Source organism: Paracoccus sp. KR1-242, assembly GCF_049446195.1.
GTDB classification, from domain to species: domain Bacteria; phylum Pseudomonadota; class Alphaproteobacteria; order Rhodobacterales; family Rhodobacteraceae; genus Paracoccus; species Paracoccus broussonetiae.
Genome location: NZ_JBMSED010000035.1, coordinates 1 through 1,128 on the forward strand (window position 1 = coordinate 1; position 1,128 = coordinate 1,128).

A 1,128-nucleotide genomic window follows, 5' to 3' on the forward strand; every position below is an offset into this window, starting at 1 on the left:
GGTGAAGGCCGGCACCTGGAAGTTGCCGCGCGGCGTCCAGGTGACGTTGTCGTCATAGGCATCCAGCGGCACGCTGCCCTTGCGGGCCGGGATGCGCCAGCGATTGTTGGCGGGGTTCCGGAACGCCTTTTTCTGGACCAGGGTCCAGGCGTGCTTCACCGTCGCATCGGCCTTCAGGATCGAGGTGAAGTGCCGGACATCGGTGATCGGGCGGTCGATGATCGTGTTCAGATATTGGGTCATGATGATCCTCAGTTGACGGTGACGCGGCCCGATCGGGCAAAACGGTAGAGGGTCTGGCCGGGAACCGCGGCCGAGGGCTGCGACCAGCTGTCGGTGATGCTGCCGCGGTTCGCGGGCTTGCCGTCGCCGCGATCGCCGGTCTCGCCAAAGGCATAGTTGAGCGTGACCGCCCCGGCCGGCGCTGCGGCCAACGTGATCGTGGCATAGCCGCCCGACACCGTGACGCCGGTGATCGCGGGCGCGCCGGTGCCCGTCAGGGTGAAGCCGTGATTGGCCGGATCGCGGATCATCAGCGGCGACAGCGTGGCGAAGCGTGCGATGATGGTGCTGCCCGACAGCGTGGCTTCCTCCAGCGACGGACAGAACCATTCCCGCGCCAGCGCCAGCTCGGCGATCGCCAGTGCCTCGATCTCGCGCACCATCAGCAGGGCATCAGGTGTCAGCGTGGCAGGACTGCCGGCAACCAGCTCGAAGGGATAGAGCGGCGTCGGGACGATGAAGCCGAGCGAGAAGAAGTCCCAGTCGAGCCGCCCTTCCGCGAGGATGACTTCCGAGGTGCCATCGGTGCGGGTGCCGAAGCCCTGGTTGACCATCGGCCGTGGCAAGGCCGCCTGCCGTGTGACCTCGACCGCCTCCAGCCGCAAGCCATTCGCGACCAGCCCGTAATGCTCGCGCGCGGTCGCCTGCAGCGTGCCCGGCGCGCCATCGAGGAGATCGAGCTTGATCCAGCCGACCATCAGGTCCTTGCCCCAGCTGGCAGCGGCATCGACCGCCGCCTGCAGGCGCGCCATCAGCTGCACCCGGCGCGGCGCGCCCGCCAGGACATCCGTCTCGACGGTCGAGCCGATCACCTCGGCAATCGGGAACATCAGCGCGCGCGCCTCA

At 68.1% G+C, this 1,128-nt stretch carries 2 protein-coding genes; both read right to left on the reverse strand.

Annotated features, from left to right (window positions below):
* On the reverse strand, positions 1–243 hold a 243-nt coding region (locus tag ACO2Q4_RS23605; protein ID WP_423322166.1), incomplete at its 3' end, for a hypothetical protein.
* Between the two features lie 8 nt (positions 244–251).
* Positions 252–1,128: hypothetical protein (locus ACO2Q4_RS23610; RefSeq protein ID WP_423322167.1), on the reverse strand; the 877-nt coding region annotated here is incomplete at its 5' end.